Source organism: Candidatus Manganitrophaceae bacterium (assembly GCA_012960925.1).
Classification (GTDB): Bacteria; Nitrospirota; Nitrospiria; order SBBL01; family JAADHI01; genus DUAG01.
In genome coordinates this window covers 1-19,361 of the sequence record DUAG01000037.1, presented here as the reverse complement: position 1 = coordinate 19,361, position 19,361 = coordinate 1, and the positions used below count along the sequence as shown (strand labels likewise).

The following is a 19,361-nucleotide window of genomic DNA, read 5'->3' as shown; positions in this document are numbered from 1 at the left end:
CCCCGTTCGTAAGGCCTCCCAAGATCATCGCACTAAATTGGAACCGCCACTTTTTTTACGATTTCTTCAACAACCCCTCTCGCCGTAATCCCAGAGAAACTGGCCTGAGGGTCCATCACCATGCGATGTGCAAGAACAGGGACAACCACCTCTTGTATATGCTCCGGGGTGACAAATTCTCGACCATCAAAAAGGGCAAGGGCTTGTGCTGTCCTCATTAAGGCCAGGGAAGCACGCGGACTCGCCCCCAACTCCACGCCTTCTGCAGTGCGTGTCGTTTTGACCAATTCAACAATGTAGCGATTCAACTCTCTGCTGATCCGGACTTGTTTTACGTTTTTTCGAAGAAGCACCGCCTCTTCCATCGTGATACATTGTGTCACTTCACTCACCGTATGCCCCCTCAATTGAGATTCCAGAATTTCTGCTTCATCCTCTGGAGAGACATAGCCGAGACTGAATTGAAGCCCAAAACGATCCATCTGGGCCTCAGGGAGGGGGTAGGTTCCGTGAAAATCAACCGGGTTTTGGGTCGCAATCACGAAGAAAAGATCATCAAGAGGGTTAATGATGCCGTCAATGCTCACCTGTGCCTCCGCCATCGCTTCCAGGAGAGATGATTGTGTGCGTGGCGATGCCCGATTGATCTCGTCGGCCAATAATATCTGTGTGAAGATCGGTCCTTTATGAAACTGAAAATCCTGATTTTTCTGATTATATATCGAGACCCCCAGAATATCCGAAGGGAGAAGGTCCGGTGTAAACTGAATACGCTTAAAGTTTGCGTCAATGGATCGGGCAAGTAGCTTTGCTAAGGTTGTCTTCCCTGTTCCAGGAAAATCCTCCAGGAGAACATGGCCTCCGCTCGCGAACGCAACAAGAAGATACCGGATCGCCCGGGTTTGTCCTTTCATGACTTGTTCAATATTTGCTGTGATCTTTTTAAAAATTTCTTTAGGAGATCCGTCATTCATCTGATTCATAGGTGAAGTCCTAAGCCATTAAATTCTATCATTAAATTTCAGAATATTTCCATGATGCCGGGAAACAGTCTTAATTAGTATACAACATGAACCGGTGTTTATGGGAAGGAGCGACATCATTTGAACAAGAAGGGGGATAAAACAGAAAAGATTATCTTTGAAGAATTTCCGAAAGAGCAAGAACCTGAGTGTGATCAGGATACACCCTCAGGTTTTAATGCGAGTGGCCATGACCGTGCTGACCTTTATGATCATGTGAATGACCATGAATGGCGGGATTGTCGTGATCGGGATCCCCCGTTGTCGTATCTTTCCCTCTACCAAGGGTCAACTCAATCGTCTTAACGGACTTCACATTGCAGCAATCATTTTCGCCTTGAGGAAAAACCAGACGGACAGGCCCGCCTTTTGACTCAGGAAGCGGTGCCCCTCCTCTTTTGTAGATTAAGATCCCGTTTTCAATCGCTTCTTTGAGCGGAATACTCGCGGCATATACCTCATCCTGCGAGGTGAAGGTAATATAGTCGGAATTTGAGAACGGTTTTGACTCTCTTATGAGGGCACTTAAGCGGATTCCGGACCCAATGACTCCGGAATTATTCTGATTGACCTCTTCAACCTGATCTGCTTGCGGGAGGCTGGAAAGGGCTTCATAGTCCCATTCTCCTTCTTTTTCAACTAAACCTGCGACACTCAATACATATCTTTTATCCTGTCCCATCAAGCCCTCTCCTTCTATTCGCTCGCTATACGTGTTCATTCTCCGAAACCCACTGCCGATAGTTTTCCAGATAGCCGTCGACCACCAGGGAGGAATCCAACTTTAATATCGCGGCATACTGGTGAAGATAACTTTGGAGATAGACTTCTACCGGGAGTTTCTTATAATGGTCCAGCTCGAGAAACTGCAGATAGGCCAAACTGATCTTCGTTAAATCGGCGATCTCTTCAAGAGAAACCCCCCGTTTCTCCCGAGCACGCTTTAGTGCCTCTCCGGTTATCGAACCGGAGAGAATAAAATCGTCATCCGTCTGACCCGAGGTGGATTCTTGTGCATCTTTAAAAGTCTGATCATCCAATTCAGACGACCCCTTAATAATATCCTCGTTGTATTGCTGTCTTTTTTCTCCGTCAATCAAGGTCTCGTAGGCTTCCTCAATGCGATTGAGGATCAATTCCCGATCATTGGCATCGAACAAAGAGTATGAAGCAATAGAATCCTGGCCATATATCTGCTTTGCCAGTCGATAAGCCTTATTGATCTCCCCCCAGGTCGCCTTGTAGGAAAGCTCAAGTAATTCATAATAGTTCTGTTCGGAAAACCTTTTCATTGTTGAAGAACTATGTCCGTAAGATTAAATCGAATTTAAGCTCTTCCTTCTTAAGTAGATTCGTAACGGCCCTCTCTACGGAACGTGCAGCACGGGAAGCCGGATATTCGAGGAGTAACGGGCGCTTCTTCTTGGTTGCGCGCCAGACGTGGTCATCGTACTCGATACTGCCGACATAATCAACTTTGATCCCGAAATACTTCAAACAAGAACTTCTCATCGAAAAACCCAGGGTAATATCATCCTTTGAGCGAACCTGGTTCACAATCAGTTTTGGACTAAAGGAATAGATTGTTTCTTTCAGCCGCTGGCCTGTTTTCTTATCCAGGGTATCGATATAGTCGATCAAATCATGGGGAGTCCGAATCCCTCTCTTATTCTTTTCATCGATGGCTGTGGTCACGATATCCCGTACCTCCGGGTCCCGTGCAACCTTCTTGAAACGGCGATAAAAGGTACTCTTGATGAAACTGTAAGTATTTTCAATAGAGGTCGGTTCCGGAATAACATTTAAAATTCCCAGGTTTGCAGAGAGGAAAAAATCAAGGTTTGTATAAGAGGTCCCCGCACCCAAATCAAGAATAATGTATTCAAAATCAAGATCGTGAATTTTTCGAATGAATTTCATTTTCTGGCTGTATTTTGGATTCGAGATTTCAAGATAGTGGTATGCCCCTGAGATGAGTGCCAGGTTCGGAATCTCAGTCTGAATCAAAACGTCTTCAATCCGGTCAACTTTCCCTTGAATATAGTCGGAGAGGGTGACCTCGGGGTTTACCCCCAGGCAGGTATGGAGATTTGCGCAACCGAGATCCGCATCAACCAGTAAAACTTTCTTCCCCGTTCTGGCCAGGGCGACGCCCAGATTGGCCGAAAGGAAGGTTTTTCCGGTCCCCCCCTTCCCTCCTCCGATCGCCCAGACCTCCTTTTTAATCGCATCCGTCTCGACGTCGATTCCCGGCAATGAAAGCGTTTTAAAGAGATCGGCCTTATCCATGACGCACCTTGTTTTCTCCGCCGGTCTTCTTATAATTATGAGAATGAGTGGCCAGCCGCTGTATTCGGTTGAAGGATCAGTGCTTATATAAATATAAAAGACAGATCTTTTCAAGCAAAATTTGCGATTTTATATCCAAAATGAAATGTCACTTAGATAATATCCACTAAAACAACCCCAGACAGGACCCCTCTTTATCTATTCGAACAGGCATTATTTTTGGGGTCATGACACAAACAGAATCGTTTTTCTCCTGAAAGAGGTGACTATATTAGGCTGATAATGTCATGGAGACAGGCGCGACAGCGGCCTCACCTTCATCGAATCACGAAAGTATGAGCCCCATAATTACCTCTTTTTGATAGGAATAGCGATAACGCAATGGGTGGTGATTTGTTGGAATCGGCATAAATCTAAACCTGTTTCCTATGCATTCAGCGTGTGGCCAAGAGGATCTTACATCGGACGGGTACTCGTAAAAGTTCTGACAGGCAGGACCTCTTCATGGTCAGAGAATTGGCAATTTAGGCACGCTGATGTCTATGATCTTCGAGGGACTATAAATAAATTAGGAATCAATATCTCAATCGATGAGTTCGAAATCGGCTATTCTTCCTTTAAGCTGTCTCAGGTGGATTCCGATACAACAGCTTAAGATCTACAAATCATTCATACGTGAACTCACATAGAACAGGAGAAGATGTACCGGTCATTTACAGATGCGGATGCTATGGTATACAAGCCCTTTGAGATGGATGCGCTGATCAAGCAAATCCATGACCTATTGGCACTGCACGTTTAGCGGACACATAGTGTAGGATTGACCTCATCAAATAAAGATCCAGATCGTTGAGGATGCGTCGAATATCGTTAAGGAATTTCCTCTCCGTATTTATGCGGAACGAGGTCTGAAATCCACATTGTCCCGTACCCACTTCCACAAACGGTCCTGCTCAGGAAGCTTTTTTCCTGGATCCAATTGAGAATTCCATCCTTCCATGACTTCGGCTTCCACAGCCCAGAGACGTACACGGCGGCGATCTATATATTTCCGCCAATTATCGGCCACCTTGGGGCTGGTATAGGTGAGACGAACCGTTAGCTTTCGGGCAAGGATCTCCAATACCGAAAAGTCGATTTGGTTATATGCTTCCTTTGCCCCGATATCCCTGTTCCTCAATACATCCGGGACGCCATCACTGACAAGCATCAATGTAATCGGTGCAAGAACCAGATTTCGTTCTTTTACGATCCGGGCCACTTGATTAAAGTAGCTGTTAAAATCAGTGAGGGTATCATTGGGGGGAAACCAGATCCTTAGATCCGCTTCGATCTCCTCGACGCTCTTGTTGGTAAATTCATGCATGGGATGGAAGGCCTTCGGTTCATCCTCGATTTGTCCTCCAATTGCACCCACAAAGAGTTGACGGGGCTCTTCCAATCCACCCAGATTATTCAGATGTCCATAGATGTAATACGAAAGAAAGGCTATGGCATCATCGTAATATCCCGATTGGTGGAATGATCCGCTGACATCGACTCCTACGAAGAATGTCTGACGCGGTCTCTGTGCCGAAGATTGAAGGTTGCATCCCCACATCCCCGTCGAAATAAAAACCACCGCGAGGAAGATAGGTATAATTTTGAACCTTGATTGTTTCATGATGCTACCTTTCTTGCCCGTATTTCGACCGAGGAGAGCGCATCCCGTGTTCCCATGACCTCCTTTAAATTTTTAAAGGGAAGGTTAAATATCGTTCGGGCCGCGACTAAAATAAGTGAAAAATTAATCGCCGCAGCCAGGACATGGAGAACCGGAAGCGTCAGATATTCCAGGATCTCATCACTTTTCTCATGTAGCCATCCAATTTCCGCCTTAAATTCCTGGAGAGGAGTGCGCCACCAGTTGAAATCCTGTGCCGATCGTGGCGTAGTATTCACTGATCCGGATGCTGGCATCACATTCTGACGGGATATAAATGCGAGCAAAAGAGGGGTACCGAACTGGCCGAATAAAAACCAGGTCATCGCCCTGATTCCCGCCCATCCGAAACAAGCGAGAGAAAGCGTAAAGACAGCACCCATTGCCCCTCCTCCTGTCTGCATGGCAATCCAGGGAGTAATCGCATCGACCAGTTCCCGGTATAGAAACATGACCTCAAAGAACATGACGAAGGCTTCGACCATAAGCATCTGAATGATATATCTGATCTCGCGCTTTTGAAATGCTTCGATAAGCGCTTGAACGCAGGCGAAACTTCCGAAGATCAACATCAGCAAAAACATATATAAAACCGGTCCAGTATACTGCGGAGATTGCACCCCGGCCAAATCAGCAAGCAACTCCGAAACGGTCGGAAAAAGGGTATATGTAAAAATCAGTGCTTCAAGCAAGCACCAGAAAACCAGCATGATAAATGCGATCCAGGGGACCCCGGGCTGGGAATAGCTTTTCGTTATTTCTCCGGTCATTCGGAAAGGAAGAATAAATATCTGTTTGATGACTTCAATCAAGAGGCTAAGCCCGAGACGGGCCAAAGAAAAAAACCAACCAATACAGACGCCAATCACCCGGAAGAGTCCAACCCAGTAAAACCACACGGCACGCGCTGCATCCCACCAGGCAAGAAGCATCATCGAATAAAACTTTACCCGGTTAGACCGGAAAGGAATTGTATAAAGGGATAACTGCGTGCACCACATTGCGGAGACCCACAGCAAGAGAGGAAACAGCAGCAGAGAGAACTTTGCAACTGCGACAAAGCCGGATGGGGATTCCATGAAGAAGTCAAAAAGAGCTGCCTGAGTGTCTGGAATCCATCTGACAGGAAACAGAAAAACCTCAAAAAGATCCTTCCATTGTTCGGGAATAATCCTGAAAATAAGTTCAAACATGGTCTCTCCTTTTCTATCAATATTATGAATCTATTTTTCCCGTCCCCATACACATCTTAAACAGGTCCGAATATTATGGATCGGGAAAACAAGAGTTTTTCAAATCATTTTGTGAAAGAATAACACCCGTTTTTGATTTGTCAACAGAAGGGAAGAATTCAGGAAAAACTATTCATTGGACAATCGTTAGATCGTTTGGATAAAAGGAAGGAAGACGCCTTTCATCGGGAAAGACTCCAAAATTAGGAGAATAATTCGTCTATTTTTTAAGTAAAGATTTAACGATGATTTAAGTCGATTGGCCAGGGATAGCCAAAGCCGGAAAGGAAGAAGGATAGAGATATTGATTCATTTTTTCGACCTGCTCTAAAAGTAAAGGATGATATTTTTTTCCCAGAGGGGCCCCGCGAAGCACATCAGCTTTCCTGGGATTAATGGCTTTTCCTCTTTTATAAAGCGTGTAATGCAGGTGCGGCCCGGTACTTAATCCAGTGGACCCGACCCGTCCTATCACATCGCCCTGATCTACGCGCTTGCCCGCCCTGATGCCCTTTCCATAGGATGAAAGATGCCCATACAAAGTCCGATAGCCGTTTCGATGCTTAATGATGACCGTTTTCCCATGCCCTCCCCTCCAACCCACATAAGAAACCACACCGCCTCCTGAAGACCGCACCGGCGTTCCATAAGGCGCCACGAAATCAATCCCAAGATGCGGACGGTTTACTTTTAAAATAGGATGGCGTCGACGAACAGAAAACCCGGAACTGATGTAACGATATCGAAGAGGTGATTTCAGGAAGGCTTTTCTTAAGGAATGCCCTTCCTCATCATAATAATCACCTTTCCCATTATTTGGAGCAAAGTGATACCCCCGATAGGCCTTTCCCTTATTGATCATCTCAGCGGCCAGGACTCGACCGGAACGAACCACCTTGCCGTCTTTTTTAAATTGTTCATACACAACCCAGAAACGATCCTTCAACTGGATATCCGTACTGAAATCAAGATCCCATGCAAAAATGTCTGCAAGTTCAAGGATGACTTCTGAAGGAACTCCGGATCGGCCTGCGGACTCAAAGAGGGTGTCGGAAATCATTCCCCACCGGCTGACAACCTCCCGTTCCAGAACGACTTTTTCCTCAACAACATGAAACCCGTTTTCAGTCCGCTCGATCTTCAGGGAACGCAAGGGGTCTATTTCATACAATAACTGTCGAACCTCACCGCGTACTTCTTTCAAAAAGACCTTCATGCTTTGCCCGGGGATCACCTTCTTCAGATCATAAATCGATCTCGATGCATTCGAGATATTGTATATTTCCCCATCTGAAACGCCCAGCAATGAAAGAACTTCAAAAAGAGAATCTCCCGATTTAAAGGTATGGCCTCTAACAACTGTGGCCTCTCTTGCAGAGAGTGTCGATAAAATTGAGAGGTCTTCTGATTCAAACTTGAGCGGTGCGGGAGCTTTCTCTTGGAGAGATCCAGGATCCTCAATCGGGGTGATTGAAAAGGGCTTTAAGAGGAAGGCCGGGAATGAATCCGGAATCCACTGGAGTACGATAAAAAAAATGATCGAGGAAAGGCTGATCACCAGAGGCAAACCAATCTGTTTCCACTTTTCTTTACTCTTCTTCATTGAAAACTTTCCGAACTTTTATTTTATGATAAAAATATATTTCGACCCAATATTCACTATAAACCATACCAATAGTCAATCATACAGACAACCTGAAAAACATACATGCTAGAAAATATCTTAATAGATTACAATAAATACTAATATTTTAGTGAGGCTTGGGGTGGGAGAATTGCGGACGATCTTTGAGTACACAAAAATAGCGGTTTTAGGAGCCTCTGATTAAGTCTGGCTTGATTTTTTTCAGGAGATAAAATGTTTTGATTCAAGGCGAAAATCGAAGAGGATGGTTCTCGTGAAGTCATAGCCCGGTATTTTCAATATTTTCAACATGGAAGCGGAACATTTTTGCCCTGAAAAATAAATTCATAACTTAATCAGAGGTTCCTCTAGTGCCCGGCCACCATCATCTGTGAAATCTTCAATGTGGGCGCAGCGGTCGATCGGTCGATATCCAGATCGTTTCCGACCATTTCTATCTCACGGTACATGTCTTTCAGGTTTCCGGCAATCGTCACCTCTTCGACGGGATAAGTAAGTTCTCCCTTCTCAATCCAGATTCCGGTCGCCCCTCTGGAATAATCTCCCGTCACCATGTTTATGCCAAAACCGATGAGCTCTGTGACAAAAAAACCGGAATCAACAGAACGAATGATTTCATCCTGGGTATATTTTCCAGGAACCAGATGGAAGTTGCTCGATCCTGCGGACGGTGGAGAACCTGCACCTCGAACCGCATTCCCCGTTGAGGGAAGCCCCAGTTTTTTCCCCGAATAGGTGTCGAGGAGATAACTTTTAAAAATACCCTTCTCCAGGATCATCTTTTTACGGGAAGGAAGACCCTCTCCGTCAAAGGGACGTGACCCGAGTGCATCTGGGAGTGTCGGATCATCATAAATAGTCACCGCTTCTGATGCGATGCGCTGATTGAGTTGATTACACAAGAAAGAGGCGTCCTTATAAATTGCATATCCGGAGGCCGCAGATGCAAGATGCCCGATCAGACCTCCTGCAACTTCCGCGTCAAAAACAATGGGGACCTTCTGCGTAGAGACTGTCCTTCCACCCAGGCGGCGAAGGGTCCGTTGTGCGGCCTTTCGTCCGATGGATTCAGGGGATTCGAGATGCCCGCTCCTTCTTTTCGAACTATACCAGTAATCTCGTTGCATCCTGCCATCCTGCGTGGCGATCGGAACAACAGAAAGTGAGGCACTACAGCTCTGGTATGTTCCAGTGAATCCATTGCTCGTGACATAGAGGACCGACCCCTGGTGGTGGCTGAAATCGCCGCCGTCCGAATTGCTTAGGCGCTCATCGACTTCCAGGGCCGCCTTTTCTGCCCGCATGGCTAAATCGATCTTCTCGTCAATGGAAAGCGCCCCGATATCAGGATCCTTCATATTAAGTGCGGGGAATTTTACGGCATATTCATCCGGCTGCGGAAGTCCGCGGAAGGGGTCTTCCGCAGCGATACGTGCGAGCGCGCAGGTGTCGGACAGTAGTTTATCCAGGGAGGAGGAGGAAAGATCAGAGGTAGAGGTCATCGCCGAACGCTTCCCGAACATAAGTCGTAAACCCAGCCGCTTCCCTCTGGCATTGCTGATATTTTCAACTGTATTGAGACGAACCTGCGTTGAGAAGGCGTCACCGATTACGACGACAATATCTCCGCCGGTCGCCCCCTGTTTCTCAGCCTTCCGGAGTAAAGATTGGGCCTCATCAATACTGAATGTCATCGCGTCTTTCCTTGTCATTGTCATTTTCCGATCAGCTGCGGGTCCCGCCAACCGTTATTTCAGATATCTTTATGGTCGGAAGTCCGACCCCAACCGGCACACTCTGGCCATCTTTTCCACAAGTACCAATACCCGAATCAAGCGCCATGTCATTTCCAACCATCGAGACGCGCGTGAGCACATCCGGACCGTTTCCGATGAGGGTCGCCCCTTTGACCGGGGCCCCGATCTTTCCATCTTCGATCATGTAGGCCTCGCTGGCAGAAAAGACAAACTTCCCCGAGGTGATGTCCACTTGGCCTCCGCCAAACGAGACCGCATAGAGTCCACGCTTTACAGAACGAATAATCTCATCTGGAGCAGAGTCTCCCGAAAGCATGAAGGTATTGGTCATTCTCGGCATCGGGCTGTGGGCATAACTCTCGCGCCGACCGTTTCCGGTCAGCGGCATCTTCATCAAAGAAGCATTCAAGCGGTCCTGGAGATAATTTTTCAGGATCCCCTTTTCAATGAGGACCGTCCTTGAAGTGGGGGTCCCTTCATCATCGCAATTGAGTGACCCGCGCCGCCCAGGAATCGTCCCGTCGTCGATGACGGTGCAAAGTTCAGAAGCAACCCGTTCTCCCAGCCTCCCTGAGAAGGCCGACGTTTTCTTTCGATTAAAATCTGCCTCCAGTCCATGTCCAATCGCTTCGTGCAGCAGAATTCCGGGCCATCCGGGACCCAGAACAACTTCCATGGGGCCGGCGGGTGCGTCCACCGCATCCAGATTCAATAGCGCCTGACGGGCCGCCTCCCTGGCATAATGTTCGAAGGGTGGGTCTTCCGAGTCCCCGATCCCCTCGCCCTGGCCCAGAAAGAACCCAAATTCACGTCTCCCTCCGCCACCAAAGGAACCCACTTGCCGGTTTTCCCCTTTTTCCGCGATACAGGTCACGTTGAGACGCATAAGCGGCAGGATATCTCCAACAACGAGTCCGTTTGACGTCACCACCAGCATAATCTTATATTCGCTACTGAAGGAAGCCATGACTTTTTTGATGCGCGGATCTATACCACGCGCCAGACGATCTATCCGGTGCAGGAGATCAATCTTTTCTTCAATCGGCACATCAATCGGAGGCCTTCCCACCGGATAAAGATCCTGGCGTGGAGACGCCGCTTTCTGAATCGGGACATTGTCCGTCGTATTCTCTTCTTTTGCAATATAGCGAGCGGTCTTCGCGGCGGTGAGTAACTGCTCCGTGGAGATATCATCAGAATAGGCATAACCTGTCTTCTCCTCGGAGATGGCCCGAACCCCTACACCCTGAGAGATATTTTTAGAAACTTTTTTTACAATACCTTCTTCCAGGCTCAAGGATTCACTTGTCTCGTATTCAAAATAAAGATCGGCATAATCAATCTTTTTCCCCAGAACCCGCCCCAAGGCCGACTCGAAGGATGCGCTTGAAAGATCATACCTTTCTAGAAAAAATTTCTCAGGCCTCTCGTATTTTTTCTCCATCTTCTTTCCTCTTGAGCGATGATATTAATAAAATCACGGTGACACGGCTAAACTACGGTGATAGTACTGAACACACCCTGCGATTGCAAGCGTAACCTCGTCAAATATTATGAGCGGAGTCCGCAAACTTTAAAATTTTTTATTTTCCTTCAGCCTTTTTAATCGCCTCTCTCTTCGCTTCATCGCCTCCCGGAAGCGCGTGCTTTCCTCGTCCCCGGTCACGCTCAAGCCCGGAACGGGGACTGGCTGGCCTTTTGCGTCGACCGCCACATAAGTCAATATTGCGCTGCTTGTATGGGCATGTTTTCCAGAGAGGGTATCTTCTGAATAGACCTCCACCCCCACCTCCATGGAACTTGTCCCCGAAAAGTGCATCCTCCCCTTGAGGATGGCCAGATGCCCAAGGCAGATCGGCGAATGAAAATCAAGTCCTTCCATGGCCGCGGTCACCACCAGACTTCGGCAATGCCGGTTTGCCACAACCGCTCCGATCAGATCAATCCAGTGCATCAAGGTCCCACCCAAGAGATGACCCAACATATTGGTATCGTTCGGCAGGACGATCTGAGTCATCTCTGCGAGCGAGTCATCTACCTTTTTTTCTTTCCGATTTTTCATTTTCATAGATGCAAGACACGCAACATTCATTGAATAGTAAGAAGCGTTACATCCTAACACATCACTTCCCACTTTATTTACTGTTGAAGTGAAGAAACTCTTTCCAGGTAACTGTTCAGACTTGTGCGCCACGCTTGAATCCTGATATAGTACCATCAATCTTTAAAGTTGCTTTTGAAAGTGTCCCGGAGATTTTTCTTGAGGTGGCTTGGGAGCCTATTTTACAGGCAAAAACATCAAAACCCGGCAATTGATGCCCTCTATCGAAAAGTGAAGACCGCTGATTCGAGGACTGAAGAGTTTATTTCGCTCCTTCCAAAACTCGCCGCTGCAATGGAAGAAGGAAGAGACTATCTCTACCGAAAAGTCCTTGAGGCTCAAATCATCGATTTTGATGAACACTATGGCAGCCATGTTTTTGAGAAGATCAATGACACCAAGAAAACGGCGCTCCTGAATAAACTGACCGGTTTTATGCTGATCTCTTATTTTAATGAGCTCTCAGAGCTTTACCCGGATACCGAACTCCCCTCTTCCCTAACAGATGCCCTTCATTTTGAGATTTACGGAGCATTGCCGTCGAAAGACAGCTTTGCAGCCTACCTCACCTATAAAAATCCGAACTTTGACGATGCCAGCATGGCGCCGGCATTTAAGTTTGGGAATGATGTCGCGGACATACTGGAAACCTACGAATTATCCTTTCCCCTCATGATCTCTCAACAATCTCCCCTCATCCGGCAGATTTCAAAAAAAATCATACGCCTGGTCCTCTTTGATGAACCCATTGAGGCCGGCCCCAAAATCCAATGAAGTATTACTTAGTCCCGATAGCCTGGATGGGTATGATCTTTGCCCTCTCAACCGATTTCGGTTCGATGACCAATACCAATTCTATTCTTACTCCTATTATTAAATTCTTTGACCCTGAAATTTCAAAGAGAGGTTTAATTCTTACCCTGATCATGTTCCGGAAGGGCGCACACCTGATCGCATATGCGACGCTCTCTATTTTATGGTATTCCCCCCTCAACCAGGGTAGACGTTGGTCATGGCGTTCGGCAGGCCTCGCCCTAGGGATATCTATAAGCTATGCCGGTCTCGATGAACTGCATCAGACATTTGTAAAGTCCCGGACCGGAGTCCTGTCCGACGTCGGGATCGATTCCTTCGGGGCACTCCTCGGACTCGGAATTGGATTTGGCCGGTCCCGCTCTGAATGCTTTATTTCAGTAAAGGCCAAGTTCTTCGGCTGGTGGTTCGCATGGGGCGTCTTTTCCACCATCATGCTCCTGATCGTGACTCAGGGGGCAAGTCTCTCCTTCTCCGGAATCATGATGATCATCCCGAGCATCGGGGTTCTATCGGGAACCGCCGGGGTCCTCTATCATGCCTCTCAACGCTAAGTCATTTCTCCCCTCTTTTATGAATCTTCTTAATCTCATTTATCCCCGTGTTTGTCTTCAGTGCGGTATCGTCATCCAGGAAAAAGGCTTTGGACGTCCTGAAGTATTGGAGACGGGCGATGATTCGAGTTTAAAACGCCCTCACGATTTTTGCCCGCCTTGCTGGGAATCGATACCTCGTCTGGAAGGCCCTTCCTGCCCGGTCTGTGCATCTCCCCTAGCCTCAGAGGCCGCCTTGTCACATAGTCCCGGTCATCGTTGCGGTGATTGCCGAGAAAACCCGCCCGCATTCTCATTCGCAGTCACCCCTTTTGCCTATGAGGGTGCGCTTGCAAAGGCAATACATTCCTTTAAATACCAAAAACAATCGAGACTCGCGGCACCCCTCACCGCTCTCTTTATCGACGATCTTTCCCCGCTTCAGATCGACACCGTCATGGCGATTCCCCTACATCACACACGGCTGCGTAAACGTGAATTCAACCAATCGCTCCTTCTGGCAAAAGAGGTCTCCCGGCTTCTCGCTCTCCCCTTACACATCGATGCCATGAAACGTATCCGCAAGACACCCCCTCAAGTCGGCCTTTCAAAGACGGCCCGAAAAAAGAATATTCACCGTGCTTTCGAGATTCGCCAACCGGAATTCATCCAGGACCAGCGCATCCTTTTAATAGACGACGTTTATACCACCGGCACAACATTAAGAGAGGGTGCAAAAACACTTATACAAGGCGGAGCAAAAAACGTGGTAGTGGCCGCCTTGGCCCGCATGATGCCTAACAGTTGACCTCTGATTCGGTCTGTGTATAATCTCTATCCTACAAAAGGAAATGACAACAGATAAGGAGAAATATCATGGCAGAATCAACAGTCCATATCACGGGAATGACTTGTGGTCATTGCGTGGAAACGGTAACGAAGGCATTGAAAGATTTATCAGGCGTAAATACGGCGTCCGTCAGCCTGGAAGAGAAAAATGCACGGGTCTCATACGATGAGGAAAAGATCAGCCTTCCGGTACTAACAAAGGCCGTCACCGATGCCGGATTTGAGATAAGCGGCACTTAGGAAGCTCTTACCGTTCTGGCCTGAAGTTCCCATCTGAGTTCGATACCAGCCTGGCACGCCTTCCCAGCCGACTTATCGGGTTACCTCAAGATCAAATCCCAGAGATCGGAGATCGCCTTGTTTATTGACACAAAAGGTCAAAACAGCTCTCTGTGAACACACAGTAACGATCGCAATCCACGCCCTTCAAAGGCGGGGTTCAGAAAATAAAAATAATGTCTTTTCGCCTCTAAAAAGAATACAGGTGCTTTGCCCCGTGTCCTCCTCTACAAGCAAAGAAAACCCCGACAAACTCCAAAATATTTATGAAGGCGTCGACTTAAATGAAGCGCTTGATCTACTTCGTCATGCCGACTGTTCAGATCCGACCTTAGAGAAAGCACAAGGCAAGAAGCTTCTTCAAGGGGTTATCGACGCACTCTGTGAACTCTCCATGCACGATGGTTTGACGGGGCTGAGCAATGCCCGATACTTCCGTATTGCCCTTGAACGGGAGGTCCAGAGGGCTGTACGCTCTGGAGAAACATGCGCACTGTTTATGCTTGATTTAGACCACTTCAAGAAGGTCAATGATCAGCAGGCCACCTTGCGGGGAATGTTGTCTTACAAGCCCTTTCCAGTATTTTAAAGGATAACCTTCGGCCCATGGACACAGTGGCTCGTTTTGGCGGAGAAGAATTTGCCATGATACTGCCAAACTCCTCATCAGAAAATTCGACCAAGGTTGCCGATCGACTTCGAAACATGATCGCCAGGACAAAAATCCAGATCAATGAAAAGACGACGATCCAGATCACCGTCAGTATCGGTATCGCCTGTACGCTTCCAGGACGGCAGATGGAACCAAGAATGCTGGTTGCAGTTGCCGACAAAAACCTTTACCATGCGAAGGATCTCAGCCGTAATTGTGTTTGGTTTGAAAATCCTCCTCCATCCGCTGTCACTGGCGATGAAAAGACCGCACTTTTCAATCAGATGCGCAAATAATACCCTGCCCCCGGTTTCCTTGCGCCCGACACCCCTTTATGATAACTTTTTAGGATATGAGGAAAGATCATGCGGAGAAAAAGCTTCATACCTTTAAGAGCCGCTTATTCATCAAATTCATCATCCCTTACACCTTCCTGATCGTGACGGTCCTTTCCCTGAGCGGGTGGTTTTTTTACAGCTTTGCAAAAAATGCCCTTGATGCAGAGCTTTCCCGGCGCCTGGTCGGGATCGCCCGTCTTGTCTCGCATTCAGTCAACCCGAACTTCCTTCTACGGCTTCAACCGGGAGACGAAAATACCTCGCTGTATCGCCTCTTGTTAGATGAACTTTTAAGAGTCAAAGAAGCCACACAGATTAAAGATATTCACCTCTTTACCAGAGACAATCGAATGATCGTCGACCTTGATGAAACGCAAAGGATCGGCGAGGAGAACCTCCTTCTCCAGATCGACGCACTCGAACTTGAAAAGGTGTGGTCCGGAACCAGCGTCTCTTCTATTCTGTACCGTGGGGTGGATGGACGTTTTTATAAAGTCGGTTATGCGCCGATACAAGACGGCCAAGGCCGAATTATCGCAGCCGTCGGCGTCGAGGTCGGCGTCGATTTTATGCTGATCGTAGACCAGATTCGGAGCCAGATCCTATGGATCACACTCATCTGTGCCGGGTGTATAGTCCTCATTAGTTTTGTTCTCTCCCGATCCATGATCCATCCGATTCAACACCTTGCAACTGCCACAGAGCAAGTCGGCAAAGAAGGTGCTTATCCAAAGGTCAACCTCTCCCGGAACGACGAATTGGGAGATTTGGGAAATCACTTCAACCGGATGATTGACCAACTGGAAATAAAGGATTCCTTGCTGAAGAAGATGTACCAGGAGGAAAAGAGCCGGGTGGAGGACTTGGAAGGCTACAGTCAAACCCTTCTGAAAAGCATCCCGAGCGGGGTGATTGGCATCGATCTCGAAGGGCGGGTAACCTCCTGCAACCGGGCAGCTGAAGAGATCATGGGCATACGTGCGGTTGAACTTCTGGGCAAGGAGATCAAGACCGGCCTGGGGTCGTTTCAAGTTCTAGGCGAGATTATCCAGAGTACGATCAAGACGGAACGTGAGATGTTTCGTGATGAAATCGCCATTGATGATCCTTCTGAAGGAAAGCGGTGGATCGGCATCGTGGCCTCCCTCTTGCGGGATTCAAAAGGAAATCAGATCGGCGCTACGGCCGTCTTTTCAGACATGACTGAGATCAGAAAACTTCAGAAAGAGATCCAATTAAAAGAGCAACTCGCCATGCTTGGAGAACTTTCCGCAGGTATGGCACATGAAATTCGGAATCCACTTGCCGCGATCCAGACCCTTGTTGAAATCTTTGCCCATAAGAGTAAAGGGAAAGAAGAAAAAGAGCTGGCGGGGGAAGTCATCGAAGAAGTCGCACATCTCAATCAATTCGTCACCGACTTTCTACGCTTCGCCAGATCACCTTCACTCCATCCGGAACCAACCCCTGTAATAGAAATCGTCGATGCGGCCCTTGGAATTGCCATTCCCGACCTCAAAAAGGTGAATCTTACCATTCAAAAAAACATACCCGAGGATATCCCGAAGATCCGAGTCGATCCTTATGAGTTCCGGCGTGTCGTGATTAATGTTATCCTCAATGCAGTCCAGGCAATGGAGGGCTTAGGAGAATTAACTATCGCCTCAGAACTTTCTGACAATCGCATTATTCTAAGTATCTCCGATACCGGACCGGGAATTCTGGAAGAAGGAATGAAAAAAATATTCCAACCCTTCTTTACCACAAAACGAAGTGGGACCGGTTTGGGCTTGGCAATCTCTCATCGGATCATCACAGGTCATGGTGGAAATATCTATATTAAAAATAACGAGGTGAAGGGAAGCACACTGTTCATTGAGATTCCTGTCCATCCAGAAAGGGAAGTTACATGATCCGCATATATATTATTGACGACAACGAGAAGATAAGACATTCTCTCGCCAGTTTTTTTTCTGACAAAGGCCATGAGGTTATTGAATGTTGGAGCGGAGAAGAAGCCCTGGAACGTTTTCAGGAGGCCGAAGCCGATCTGGTCATTACCGATTTTCAGATGGGAGGCATGAGCGGGCTTGATCTCCTTCGAAAGATTAAGGAAAAATTTCCTCTGACGCAGGTTATGATCATCACTGCTTTTGGAACTGTTGAAAGAGCGGTAGAAGCGATGCACCAAGGGGCTTTTGATTATCTGCTCAAGCCCTTTTCGCTTATCGAAATGGAAACAAAAGTTGAAAAGGCACTCGAACAAAGAAGATTGCTTACCGAAAACAGATATTACCGGGAGACCATCCAGAAGAGTATGGGAACAATCATCGGTCAGTCTCCCAAGATGCAACAGGTCTACCGCCTCATTGAAAAGATTGCACCGACGACAACCCCTGTCCTGGTTTTGGGTGAGACAGGGACCGGGAAGGAACTGGTCGCAAAAGGAATTCACAATAAAAGCCCACGTGCAGAGCGCCCTTTTATCGCTATAAATTGCGGAGCCATTCCAGAAAACTTGATTGAGGCCGAACTGTTTGGTTATGAAAAAGGGGCCTTTACGGGGGCGGCCACCTCAAAAAAAGGTCGTTTTGAACTGGCGGAGGGGGGAACACTTTTTCTGGATGAAATTGGGGAACTCCCCCTCCACCTTCAGGTTAAACTTCTTCGATTTATACAAGAACAAGAGCTGGAACGGGTTGGCGGCACAAAAACAATCAAAGTGAATAGCCGTTTAATCGCGGCGACGCACCGCAACCTGAAACAAGAGGTTCAGGAAAAACGCTTCCGGGAGGATTTATACTACCGAATTCGTGTTGTAGAGATCTGCCTTCCTGCACTTCGTGATCGCGGGAATGACATTAAGGAGTTGAGCGCGCATTTTTTAAGAAAGCATAATCGGGAACTTCATAAAAACGTACAATTCCCTCCTGAAGTTATCGATCTTTTTCTAGCATATCCCTGGCCTGGGAATGTGCGCGAACTCGACAATATCGTGGAACGCGCCGTTGTCCTTGCGGATGCTGATATCATTCAACTTGAAGACCTCCCCTCAGAACTCCACTCCATTCCAGCAGCGGAAGAATCATCATCAACATCAGGAGCAAAAGGTATGACAGAACGAATTGAGGGAATGGAAAGAGAAATGATAAGGGAAACGATGCAAGAGGTTAATGCAAATCAAACAAAGGCGGCAAAAGTCCTGGGACTCCACCGGAGTTCGCTCCAATATAAACTGAGGAAATATGGTCTGTTAGGATAAAAAAAGGGCGCCCTTGTAGGACGCCCTTTTAAAACGATCACTGCTTAACGGACTGAAAAAGCCCTTCAGCATTTATCACATAAAAGGAATATGCTGCTAACTTTCAATCAATCGAGAGCAATCTACTGCCAGTTTGTCGGTAATTCCTTGATAATCTCATGAGAAAACTTTGTTTCTACTCCCAAAAGAGGAGAATTTACCCGGGGCCTCTTTGCAGGATCAGTAGACTTTTATTCCATTTTTAAGATTGATAACACCCATAACATGGTTCAAAACAAAGTAAAGAAGTAAGTATTTTACAATTTTCTCAGGAAAACTTCCAACTTTTTTTGAAAATAAAAAGGGCGTCCTTTGTAAAGACGCCCTTTTTATAATTACTATGATTTTTGCTCATGTTACACATGCATTTACAGACCACCTATTGATGTCCTTAGACACCCCTAGTTATCTTCGTCTCTAGGCATCAGGTGCATCCGGGGCATCCGGGGCATCAGGTGCGTCAGGGGCATCCGGTGCGTCAGGTGCATCCGGTGCATCCGGTGCATCAGGTGCATCCGGGGCATCCGGGGCATCCGGTGCGTCAGGGGCATCCGGGGCATCAGGTGCATCCGGTGCATCCGGTGCATCAGGTGCATCCGGGGCATCCGGGGCATCCGGTGCGTCAGGGGCATCCGGTGCGTCAGGGGCATCCGGGGCATCCGGTGCATCAGGTGCGTCAGGGGCATCCGGGGCATCAGGTGCATCCGGGGCATCCGGGGCATCAGGGGCGTCAGGTGCATCAGGGGCATCCGGGGCATCAGGTGCGTCCGGGGCATCAGGTGCGTCAGGGGCATCCGGGGCATCAGGTGCGTCAGGGGCATCCGGGGCATCCGGGGCATCAGGTGCGT

The 19,361-nt window shown here is 47.7% G+C and carries 18 protein-coding genes and 2 pseudogenes; 10 read left to right on the top strand and 10 right to left on the bottom strand.

Features of this window, described 5'->3' with window-relative positions; translation table 11 throughout:
* Nucleotides 1-32 precede the first annotated feature (32 nt).
* The 10 genes from EYQ01_05175 to EYQ01_05130 form a co-directional block, all read right to left on the bottom strand.
* The gene (locus EYQ01_05175) at nt 33-974 is read right to left on the bottom strand and encodes a MoxR family ATPase (protein ID HIE65193.1); all 942 of its coding nucleotides are present in this window, start codon (nt 972-974) and stop codon (nt 33-35) included.
* Nucleotides 975-1,197: 223 nt separating this feature from the next.
* On the bottom strand, nt 1,198-1,743 hold the full coding sequence (locus EYQ01_05170) for a hypothetical protein (GenBank protein ID HIE65192.1): 546 nt from the start codon (nt 1,741-1,743) through the stop codon (nt 1,198-1,200).
* Complete coding sequence (locus EYQ01_05165) at nt 1,730-2,314, bottom strand: hypothetical protein (protein ID HIE65191.1); 585 nt, start codon at nt 2,312-2,314, stop codon at nt 1,730-1,732. The genes EYQ01_05170 and EYQ01_05165 overlap by 14 nt, the downstream gene beginning before the upstream one ends.
* Nucleotides 2,315-2,324: 10 nt before the next feature.
* Nucleotides 2,325-3,311 (bottom strand): MinD/ParA family protein, encoded by a 987-nt coding sequence (locus EYQ01_05160; protein ID HIE65190.1) that lies wholly within the window; start codon nt 3,309-3,311, stop codon nt 2,325-2,327.
* An 892-nt stretch (nt 3,312-4,203) separates the two neighbouring features.
* Complete coding sequence (locus EYQ01_05155; GenBank protein ID HIE65189.1) at nt 4,204-4,974, bottom strand: hypothetical protein; 771 nt, start codon at nt 4,972-4,974, stop codon at nt 4,204-4,206.
* Entirely contained in the window at nt 4,971-6,206 is a 1,236-nt protein-coding gene (locus EYQ01_05150) for a hypothetical protein (GenBank protein ID HIE65188.1), read from the bottom strand. Before EYQ01_05150 ends, EYQ01_05155 begins: the two co-directional genes overlap by 4 nt.
* A 289-nt stretch (nt 6,207-6,495) precedes the next feature.
* A complete protein-coding gene (locus tag EYQ01_05145) occupies nt 6,496-7,848 on the bottom strand; it encodes a M23 family metallopeptidase (GenBank protein ID HIE65187.1) in 1,353 nt (450 codons plus the stop codon).
* Nucleotides 7,849-8,237: 389 nt separating this feature from the next.
* A complete protein-coding gene (locus tag EYQ01_05140) occupies nt 8,238-9,602 on the bottom strand; it encodes a TldD/PmbA family protein (GenBank protein ID HIE65186.1) in 1,365 nt (454 codons plus the stop codon).
* Nucleotides 9,603-9,615: 13 nt separating this feature from the next.
* Nucleotides 9,616-11,091, bottom strand: coding sequence for a metalloprotease TldD (tldD, locus tag EYQ01_05135; GenBank protein HIE65185.1), 1,476 nt, complete (start codon nt 11,089-11,091; stop codon nt 9,616-9,618).
* 129 nt (nt 11,092-11,220) lie between these two features.
* The gene (locus tag EYQ01_05130; protein ID HIE65184.1) at nt 11,221-11,715 is read right to left on the bottom strand and encodes an acyl-CoA thioesterase; all 495 of its coding nucleotides are present in this window, start codon (nt 11,713-11,715) and stop codon (nt 11,221-11,223) included.
* Between the two features lie 192 nt (nt 11,716-11,907).
* Between EYQ01_05130 and EYQ01_05125 the strand changes: the two genes are divergently transcribed.
* From EYQ01_05125 to EYQ01_05080, 10 genes and pseudogenes are all read left to right on the top strand, one after another.
* The gene (locus EYQ01_05125) at nt 11,908-12,522 is read left to right on the top strand and encodes a hypothetical protein (protein ID HIE65183.1); all 615 of its coding nucleotides are present in this window, start codon (nt 11,908-11,910) and stop codon (nt 12,520-12,522) included.
* Entirely contained in the window at nt 12,519-13,115 is a 597-nt protein-coding gene (locus EYQ01_05120; protein HIE65182.1) for a hypothetical protein, read from the top strand. The genes EYQ01_05125 and EYQ01_05120 overlap by 4 nt, the downstream gene beginning before the upstream one ends.
* Nucleotides 13,099-13,902 (top strand): ComF family protein, encoded by an 804-nt coding sequence (locus EYQ01_05115; GenBank protein ID HIE65181.1) that lies wholly within the window; start codon nt 13,099-13,101, stop codon nt 13,900-13,902. The genes EYQ01_05120 and EYQ01_05115 overlap by 17 nt, the downstream gene beginning before the upstream one ends.
* 68 nt (nt 13,903-13,970) lie before the next feature.
* Nucleotides 13,971-14,183, top strand: a complete 213-nt coding sequence (locus EYQ01_05110; GenBank protein ID HIE65180.1) for a copper chaperone — start codon at nt 13,971-13,973, stop codon at nt 14,181-14,183.
* A gap of 256 nt (nt 14,184-14,439) precedes the next feature.
* Nucleotides 14,440-14,811, top strand: coding sequence for a diguanylate cyclase (locus EYQ01_05105; protein HIE65179.1), 372 nt, complete (start codon nt 14,440-14,442; stop codon nt 14,809-14,811).
* Entirely contained in the window at nt 14,805-15,170 is a 366-nt protein-coding gene (locus EYQ01_05100) for a GGDEF domain-containing protein (protein ID HIE65178.1), read from the top strand. The genes EYQ01_05105 and EYQ01_05100 overlap by 7 nt, the downstream gene beginning before the upstream one ends.
* A 56-nt stretch (nt 15,171-15,226) precedes the next feature.
* Nucleotides 15,227-17,125 (top strand): HAMP domain-containing protein, encoded by a 1,899-nt coding sequence (locus EYQ01_05095; GenBank protein HIE65177.1) that lies wholly within the window; start codon nt 15,227-15,229, stop codon nt 17,123-17,125.
* Nucleotides 17,122-18,474 carry a sigma-54-dependent Fis family transcriptional regulator gene (locus EYQ01_05090; protein ID HIE65176.1) on the top strand — a complete coding sequence of 451 codons (1,353 nt, stop codon included), beginning with the start codon at nt 17,122-17,124 and terminating at the stop codon, nt 18,472-18,474. Before EYQ01_05095 ends, EYQ01_05090 begins: the two co-directional genes overlap by 4 nt.
* Before the next feature lie 466 nt (nt 18,475-18,940).
* Nucleotides 18,941-19,105 (top strand): annotated as a pseudogene (locus EYQ01_05085) (EscT/YscT/HrcT family type III secretion system export apparatus protein).
* 78 nt (nt 19,106-19,183) lie between these two features.
* Nucleotides 19,184-19,361: pseudogene (locus tag EYQ01_05080) on the top strand (EscT/YscT/HrcT family type III secretion system export apparatus protein).